Below are 7,522 nucleotides of genomic sequence, written 5' to 3' on the forward strand. Positions count from 1 at the left end.
GCCGCATTCCACCGCCGGGTTCTTACACGTCGGTTACGAGATCACGCACGATCGGCGCCAGCGCCCGGAAGGCCCGCCCCCGATGGCTGATGGCGTCCTTCTCCTCGGGCGACATCTCGGCAGTCGTGCGATCGTGCCCGTCGGGCACGAGGATCGGGTCGTAGCCGAACCCGTTGGACCCGCGCGGCGTGGTGACGAGGCGGCCCGGCAGCGTGCCCTCGACCACGCGGAACTCGCCCGACGGCAGCGCCAGGGCGGCGGCGCAGGCGAAATGGGCGGTCAGCTTGTCCGCGGGCACGTCGGAGATCTGGGCGAGCAGCAGATCGAGGTTCGCCTGATCGTCACCGTGCCGACCCGACCAGCGGGCGGAGAAGACACCCGGCATGCCGTTGAGCACGTCGACGCACAACCCGGAGTCGTCGGCGACCGCGGGCAGGCCGGAGCCCTGGGCAACCGCGTGCGCCTTGAGCAGGGCGTTCTCCTCGAACGTCACCCCGGTCTCGGCGACCTCGCCAATCGAGGGGAACTCCTCGAGCCCCACGATGTCGAACCCGGACAGGATGCGCCGCAACTCGGCGATCTTGCCCGCGTTGCGGGTGGCCAGCACGATCTTCATGACTCCAGGGCCTCCTGCTGGATCAGCCTGAGCTCCTCACAGCCGACCACGGCCAGGTCGAGGAGCCGGTCGAGCGCGCCGCGGTCGAAGGGGGCGCCCTCGGCGGTGCCCTGCACCTCCACGAAGCTGCCCTCCCCTGTCATGACGACGTTCATGTCGGTCTCGGCGGCGACGTCCTCGGTGTAGCAGAGGTCGAGCATCGGCACCGAGCCGACCACCCCGACGGAGACCGCCGAGACCGAGCCGATCAGCGGGTCGCCGGGGCACATGCGCCGCTCGCGCATCCAGGCGACCGCGTCGGCCAGCGCGACGTAGGCGCCGGTGATGGCGGCGGTCCTGGTGCCGCCGTCGGCCTGCAGCACATCGCAGTCGAGCAGAATGGAGTTTTCCCCCAACGCTTTGTAATCGACGCAGGCGCGGAGCGAACGTCCGATCAACCGCGAAATCTCGTGAGTGCGGCCGCCGATTTTGCCGCGGACCGATTCGCGATCGTTACGGGTATTGGTCGCGCGCGGAAGCATGGCATATTCCGCCGTAACCCAGCCCTGACCGCTGCCTCTCCGCCAGCGCGGCACACTGTCCTGGACCGAAGCCGCGCACAACACCTTGGTGCCACCGAATTCGACCAGCACCGAGCCTTCGGCGTGGGCGAGCCAATGCCTGGTGATGGTGATGGGGCGAAGCTGGTCAGGGTTGCGGCCATCCTGTCTGGACATGCAGATCACCCTATCTCCGAGCCACAACGCTCTTGACCAAATGTGTCCGACACATGGATCCTTACGCAATGACAACGGGGGTGTTGCGGAACCCTGACTTCCTTCGCTTCCTCAGCTCGCACGTCTCCAACGAAGTCGGCGCGAATATTTCCCGCGTGGCCCTCCCGCTGGTGGCCGTGCTCGTGCTGCACGCGGGCCCCGCGGAGGTCGGCCTGCTCGCCTCGTTGCAGACGGCCGCTTATCTGCTGATCGGCCTGCCCGCGGGGGTGTGGGTCGACAGGATGCGCCGCCGGCGCGTGATGATGGTGTCCGACCTGGCCAGGTTCGTGCTGCTCGGGAGCATTCCGGTGGCGGCCGAGCTGGGCGTGTTGTCGATCGAGATGATGTTCGCGGTGGCGTTGCTCGCCGGGGCGGCCCAGGTCTTCAACGACGTGGCGGATCAGACGTACCTGCCCAAGCTGATCAGCAACCAGCAGCTCAGCGACGGCAACGCGAAGCTGGAGGCGGTGCGCTCGGCGGCGACCCTGAGCGGACCCGGCCTGGGAGGCGCGCTGGTGCAGCTGCTCGGCGCGTCGCGCACGATGGCCGCCACCGCGCTGGGCGCGCTCGGGTCGGTGTTCTTCCTGTCCTCGATCAGGGCTCCGGACAAGGTGCCCGCGGCGGCCGAGCGCCCGCCCCTCCTGCGCGGGATCGGCGAGGGGCTCGCGTACGTCTGGAACGACCGGCTGATGCGCATGTTCGTGGCGTCGTCGACGATCGGCAACCTCTGCGTCAGCGGAGTGCTCGGCCTGTCGGTGTTGTTCCTGGCCGGGGAGGTCGGTCTCACGCCCGGCGTCATCGGGGTGCTGCTCATGTCAGGCGGGCTCGGCGGCCTGATCGGCGGCCTGACCGGGGGCTGGTTGTCCAGGAAGTACGGCACGGCCAGGATGACCTGGCTGGCCGTCACGGTGGGGGCGCCCTTCAGCCTGCTGTTACCCATGACGCAGGCCGACTGGCGGGTGGTGTGCTTCGCGATCACCTCGATCATGTTGTCGTGGAGCGCTGCCCTGTCGAACGTGGGGCAGATCACCTACCGGCAGACGGTGACCCCCGAGCACCTGCTCGGCCGGGTCAACGCCTCGGTGCGGTTCGTGGTGTGGGGCGCCATGCCGCTGGGCGCGCTGCTCGGCGGCCTCGTCGCCCAGCAGGTCGGCGTACGTCAGACGTTGTGGGTGTTCCTGGCGGGCAGGGTGCTGACGTTCGTGCCGCTGCTGTTCTCCCCGCTGCCCCGCATTCGTGACTTCGACGAGGTTCAGGCCAGGTCGTAGACCGCGCCGCTGCGGGCCAGCTCGAACGGGCCGTCGTACCCGCCTTTGGAGGCGTCGCGGAGCACCGTGGCCTGCTCGTTCCATGGGACGAGGTGGGTGAGCACGAGCCGGCCGACGTCGGCCTTGGCGGCGTGCTCGGCGGCCTGGCGGCCGGTCAGGTGCAGGTCGGTGGGCAGGTCCGGCTGCTCGACGAACGACGCCTCGCACAGCAGGAGGTCGGCGCCCGCGGCCAGCCTCACCAGCTCGTCGCACTCGCCGGTGTCCCCGGAGTAGGCCACGGCCTTGCCGCCGGCGGCGACGCGGAAGCCGTACGCCTCGACGGGGTGGTTGACCAGCCCCGCAGTGAGGGTGAACGGCCCGATCTCGTACGCGCCCGGCTCCAGCGGCACGAAGTCGAACGCGGTCTCCAGGCCGGGCTCGTCCGGCATGCCGTACGCGGCCGAGAGCCGCGCGGGGGCGTCGGCGGGCGCGTAGACGGGCACGACCGGGTACGGCGCCTTCGGCCCGTACGTCCGCGCCACGTGATATCCGCAGATGTCCAGGCAATGGTCGGCGTGCAAGTGGGACAGGCAGATCGCGTCCACCTCGTACAGGCCGATGTGGCGTTGGAGCGCGCCCAGCGACCCGCTTCCGAGGTCGAGCAGCATCCTGAACCCCTCCGCCTCGAGGAGGTAGCAGGACGCGGGACTGTCGGGCCCGGGGTAGCTACCGGAGCATCCGACGATGGTCACCTTCATGTGGGCCTCCCGTTAAAGGTAGTACCCCCCACTGGTGCGACTTCGACCGCATCGATCTCCGGGCCCAGGAAGCGTTGCCCGAGCCGGGCGAAGAGCAGGGAGTCGCCGGTGGCGCGGAAGCGGTGCCGGGGGGTGGCCTCGCTGCCGGCCGCCAGTTCGCGGTCGTGCAAGATCCGGTAGACGTCCTTGGCCGTCTCGTCCGCGCTGGAGACCAGCGTGACCTCATCACCGGCGACGTAGGAGATCGCGCCGGCGAGCAGCGGATAGTGGGTGCAGCCGAGGATGAGAGTGTCGCACCCGGCGGCCCTGACGGGTTCCAGGTAGTCGCGCACGACCTCGATGAGCTCGTCGCTCATCGTCTCGCCTCGTTCGACGTACTCCACCAGGCGTGGGGCGGCCACGCCGGTGAGCTGCACGTCGGGAGCCGCGGTGAAGGCGTCGTGATAGGCCATGGACTCGATGGTGGCCCTGGTGGCGATCACGCCGACTTTCCCGTTGCGGGTGGCTCGCACCGCGCGCCTGGTGGCGGGCTGGATCACCTCGACGACCGGCACGTCGTAACGCTCGCGGGCGTCGCGCAGCACGGCGGCGCTGGCGCTGTTGCACGCGATCACGAGCATCTTGACGTCGTGCTCGACGAGGTGGTCCATCACCTCCAGGGCGTAGGCGCGGACCTCCGCGATGCGTTTCGGCCCGTACGGCTGGCGGGCCGTGTCGGCCACGTAAGTGATCGATTCGTGGGGCAACTGGTCGAGGATCGCTCGGGCGACCGTCAAGCCGCCGACCCCGCTGTCAAAGATCCCAATACTCGTGTCCGGCACGCTTCAGAGGGTAAGCGACCTGCACGATCAACACTGCGTAAGAATCCTCACAGGTGCGACACGTGAGCTTGAAGCAGTGTTGTATTGCTCACATCAGCCCCTGCCCACCCGTGCGAGCTGACGCGCCTGGGCCACCAGGCGGCCGGTGGAGTCGCGCACCTCGACCTCCTCGTCGAACCAGCCGTCGACGACCAGCCGGCCGCTGCCGAGCAGGGTCAGCCAGCCGGGCGCGGGCAGCGCGCGCAGGTGCCAGGTGAGGTCCACGGTGGGCGCCCAGCCGCGTGCCCCCGCCGAGAACACCACGGGCGGCAGACAGTCCACGGCCAGCGCCAGCACGTACGGGTCCGGGTCCTGCGGCTCGGCCATCCTGAAGTAGGCCCGCGACTCGGGCCGGCCGGTGGGCTCGCCCTTCAGCCAGCCGATCGTGGGCGGGTCGAAGAGCAGCTCCATCTGGGCGTTCAGGGTCATGCCGGATTCGGGCTTGGGGTCGGGGAGTTTGGCGCAGTCCTCGAGGGCCGGCATGTCATACGCCGATTTTTCGGCATAAACCGGCTCAACATCATTCAGCGTGGCCGTCGTGATCAAGCTCTCGATCTGCGCCACGCCGTCCTGTACGAGCGTCGCCCGGGCGAAGGCGGCCGTCCTGCCGGCCTTCAACGGCTCCACCCTGACCTGAGCCGGTCCCGGCACCGGCGCCTTGAGGAACTGCGCGGTCGTGCTCACCGGATGCTCGAAGGGCGAGGCGTCCACCGCCGCACGCAGGATGACCGCCATGAGGTAGCCGCCGTTGAGCGGGCCGCCGATGGCGTATCCGGGGTCGATGCACACGTCGTACGTGCCGTCGTCGACCCTGATCGCCTGCGTGGCCTCGTCGAACTTGGTCATCCGCTCCACCTCAAGCCCGGAACTATATTCTGGTAGCCCCATACTCTATGACATGCGCCCAATCAGCGCGCCTACCTGCGAAAACGTGGTCAGGCTGGGAAAGTTTGATCATGGCAAGAGTCACCGAACTCATAGGTCAGTCCGTCTGGGACTGCAACGGGGTGTGGGTCGGTCACGTCGTGGACGTCCGCATGGTCAAGCACAAGGGCGAGATCCAGCAGAGCCACACCATCTGCGGCCTCGTCGTGTCGACCCGGCGCGCCCCGCTCCTCGGGCTGACCCGCGACCGCCACGGGCGCGTGCCCTGGCTCTCCCGCGCGCTGGCGCGGATGGTCTACGCAGGATGCACGTTCGTGCCGTGGTCGAGCGTCGCCGACTACACAGGCGGCGAGGTGCATATCGACGTGCTCAGAAAGGAGCTCAGCAGGACCTGATCCCAATCCAGCACATTGCAAGCGGCCGACAAGCATCTTCAGCTACGTTCTCTGTGGTTAAAAGTCCACATTGTGAGTTGAGTGATGTCTGCGAATAATCCCCCCTACGGCCAGGATCCTGACCGGACCACGGCGTACAACTGGAACCAGGGGCAGCCTTATCCCCCGCAGCAGCCCTACCCCCCGCAGCAGTCCCACGGCCAGGAGGGGGCTCACGGTCAGCAGTCCCACGGCCAGGAGGGCGCGTACGGCCAGCAGCCATATGGCCAGCAGCAGCCGCAATACGGTCAGCAGGCTTATGGGCAGCAGCAGCCGCAATACGGCGAGCAGGCTTATGGACAGCAGGGCTATGGACAGCAGGCTTACGGGCAGCAGGCTTACGGGCAGCAGCAGCCGGCTTACGGGCAGCAGGCCCAAGGGAACTGGCAGCAGGAGCAGTTGCAGCAGGGCGGCTGGCAGCAGGAGCAGAGCTGGCAGCAGGGCCAGTACGCGCAGGCCGGATGGCAGCAGCAGGGCCCCGAGGGCTACGGCCCGGCCGAGCCGGCCAAGAAGAGCCGCAAGGGCTGGGTGATCGCGGCCGCCGCGACACTCGCGGTGGTGCTGCTGGGCGGCGGCGCGGTGTGGGCTGTGGGCGCCATCGGCGGCGGCGGCACGCAGCCGAACGACGTCCTGCCCGTCAACTCCATCGCCTACGCCCGCCTCGACCTGGACCCGGCCGCGAACCAGAAGCTGGCGCTGTTCCAGCTGGCCAGGAAGTTCACGGTCACCAAGGACTCCTTCACCGGCGAGGACCCGCGCAAGGCGCTGTTCGACACGATCAACAAGGACTCCGACAGCAAGATCGACTTCGCCAAGGACGTCGACCCGTGGCTGGGCAGCAGGGTCGGCTTCGCCGCCGTTCCCTCCGGCAAGGAGGAGCCCGACTTCGCGGTGGCCGTCCAGGTCAAGGACCAGGAGCAGGCCAAGGCCGGCATCCGCAAGCTCATGGAGGGCGGCAAGTACGGCATCGCCTTCCGCGACGACTACGCGCTCCTCACCGCCACCCAGGCACTGGCCGACAAGTACGCCAAGGCCGAGGGCAGCCTGGCCGACAACGCCGAGTTCGCCGAGGACATGGGCGCGGTCGGCGAGCAGGGTGTGCTGTCGTTCTGGGCCGACATGGGCGGCCTGATCGACCTGGCCAAGAAGGAACTGACCGCCGAGCAGCAGTCGGCGATCGACCAGGTCAAGGACGCCAGGTTCGCCGGCGCCCTGCGCTTCGACAGCGCCTACGTCGAGCTCGCCGGCACGGTGCGCGGCGCCAAGGGAATGGCACCCGAAGGTGACCTGCCCAAGGCCAACCTCGGCACCCTGCCCGCCACCACGGCAGGCGCCCTGTCGATCTCCGGCCTGGACCAGATCGTCACCAAGCAGTGGTCCGAGATCGAGAAGCAGGCCGCTGCGAGCGGCTCCGCGGAGATCAAGCAGCTCATCGAGCAGGCCAAGACCCAGTTCGGCCTGGAGCTGCCGGGTGACCTGGCCACGTTCTTCGGCAAGAACTTCACGATCGCGGTGGACAGCCAGGGCCTGGACAGCAACCAGATCAAGGGCGGCGTGCGCATCGCCACCGACCCGGCCAAGGCGCAGGCCATCCTCGACAAGATCCAGCAGGCCATGACCTCCAGCGGGCAGCCCGCTCCGCAGATCGCCAAGGTCGCCGGAGACGGCGTCTTCACGGTGGCGACGACGGACGAGTACGCCAAGAAGCTGGCCGAGGAGGGCACGCTGGCCGACTCGGAGACGTTCCAGACCGCGATCCCGAACGCGGGCGAGGCCACGTCGGCACTCTTCGTCGACCTGGACAAGGTGGAGAACCTCTACCTCAAGGACATGCAGGGCGACGACAAGGCCAACCTGCGGGTGCTGAAGGCCGTCGGCATCAGCGGCACGACGACCGACACCGAGGCGACGTTCTCGATGCGGGTCCTGTTCAACTGAGCGAAACGAGAGGGCGGCCGGTCCCGGAC

General features: G+C 68.5%; 8 protein-coding genes. 3 read left to right on the plus strand and 5 right to left on the minus strand.

Annotated elements, in window-relative coordinates; translation table 11 throughout:
• Positions 1 to 22: 22 nt before the first annotated feature.
• Positions 23 to 616: an RdgB/HAM1 family non-canonical purine NTP pyrophosphatase gene (gene rdgB / locus ETD86_RS09465; RefSeq protein WP_138665726.1), complete on the minus strand. Its 594-nt coding sequence runs from the start codon at positions 614 to 616 to the stop codon at positions 23 to 25.
• Positions 613 to 1,332 carry a ribonuclease PH gene (gene rph / locus ETD86_RS09470; protein WP_138665739.1) on the minus strand — a complete coding sequence of 240 codons (720 nt, stop codon included), beginning with the start codon at positions 1,330 to 1,332 and terminating at the stop codon, positions 613 to 615. The genes rdgB and rph overlap by 4 nt, the downstream gene beginning before the upstream one ends.
• 53 nt (positions 1,333 to 1,385) lie before the next feature.
• Here rph and ETD86_RS09475 point away from each other — a divergent pair, with 53 nt between their 5' ends.
• The gene (locus ETD86_RS09475; RefSeq protein WP_138665727.1) at positions 1,386 to 2,639 is read left to right on the plus strand and encodes an MFS transporter; all 1,254 of its coding nucleotides are present in this window, start codon (positions 1,386 to 1,388) and stop codon (positions 2,637 to 2,639) included.
• On the opposite strand, the gene ETD86_RS09480 is transcribed toward ETD86_RS09475, so the two are convergent.
• The 3 genes from ETD86_RS09480 to ETD86_RS09490 all read right to left on the minus strand — a co-directional run bounded on the left by ETD86_RS09480 (position 2,624) and on the right by ETD86_RS09490 (position 5,082).
• Positions 2,624 to 3,376 carry an MBL fold metallo-hydrolase gene (locus ETD86_RS09480; RefSeq protein ID WP_138665728.1) on the minus strand — a complete coding sequence of 251 codons (753 nt, stop codon included), beginning with the start codon at positions 3,374 to 3,376 and terminating at the stop codon, positions 2,624 to 2,626. The two genes, ETD86_RS09475 and ETD86_RS09480, sit on opposite strands and share 16 nt — an antisense overlap.
• On the minus strand, positions 3,373 to 4,197 hold the full coding sequence (gene murI / locus ETD86_RS09485; RefSeq protein ID WP_138665729.1) for a glutamate racemase: 825 nt from the start codon (positions 4,195 to 4,197) through the stop codon (positions 3,373 to 3,375). The genes ETD86_RS09480 and murI overlap by 4 nt, the downstream gene beginning before the upstream one ends.
• Before the next feature lie 93 nt (positions 4,198 to 4,290).
• Positions 4,291 to 5,082, minus strand: coding sequence for a thioesterase family protein (locus tag ETD86_RS09490; RefSeq protein WP_138665730.1), 792 nt, complete (start codon positions 5,080 to 5,082; stop codon positions 4,291 to 4,293).
• Between the two features lie 110 nt (positions 5,083 to 5,192).
• Between ETD86_RS09490 and ETD86_RS09495 the strand changes: the two genes are divergently transcribed.
• Both ETD86_RS09495 and ETD86_RS09500 read left to right on the plus strand, forming a co-directional pair.
• The gene (locus tag ETD86_RS09495; protein WP_138665731.1) at positions 5,193 to 5,516 is read left to right on the plus strand and encodes a PRC-barrel domain-containing protein; all 324 of its coding nucleotides are present in this window, start codon (positions 5,193 to 5,195) and stop codon (positions 5,514 to 5,516) included.
• 84 nt (positions 5,517 to 5,600) lie between these two features.
• The gene (locus tag ETD86_RS09500; protein WP_138665740.1) at positions 5,601 to 7,493 is read left to right on the plus strand and encodes a DUF3352 domain-containing protein; all 1,893 of its coding nucleotides are present in this window, start codon (positions 5,601 to 5,603) and stop codon (positions 7,491 to 7,493) included.
• Positions 7,494 to 7,522 lie beyond the last annotated feature (29 nt).

The organism is Nonomuraea turkmeniaca, assembly GCF_005889735.1.
GTDB lineage: Bacteria > Actinomycetota > Actinomycetes > Streptosporangiales > Streptosporangiaceae > Nonomuraea > Nonomuraea turkmeniaca.

Bases quoted from the DNA above. Each gene is read 5' to 3' on its own strand.
- rdgB (WP_138665726.1), bottom strand. From the start codon at position 616: ATGAAGATCGTGCTGGCCACCCGCAACGCGGGCAAGATCGCCGAGTTG.
- rph (WP_138665739.1), bottom strand. From the start codon at position 1,332: ATGTCCAGACAGGATGGCCGCAACCCTGACCAGCTTCGCCCCATCACC.
- ETD86_RS09475 (WP_138665727.1), top strand. From the start codon at position 1,386: ATGGATCCTTACGCAATGACAACGGGGGTGTTGCGGAACCCTGACTTC.
- ETD86_RS09480 (WP_138665728.1), bottom strand. From the start codon at position 3,376: ATGAAGGTGACCATCGTCGGATGCTCCGGTAGCTACCCCGGGCCCGAC.
- ETD86_RS09490 (WP_138665730.1), bottom strand. From the start codon at position 5,082: ATGACCAAGTTCGACGAGGCCACGCAGGCGATCAGGGTCGACGACGGC.
- ETD86_RS09495 (WP_138665731.1), top strand. From the start codon at position 5,193: ATGGCAAGAGTCACCGAACTCATAGGTCAGTCCGTCTGGGACTGCAAC.
- ETD86_RS09500 (WP_138665740.1), top strand. From the start codon at position 5,601: ATGTCTGCGAATAATCCCCCCTACGGCCAGGATCCTGACCGGACCACG.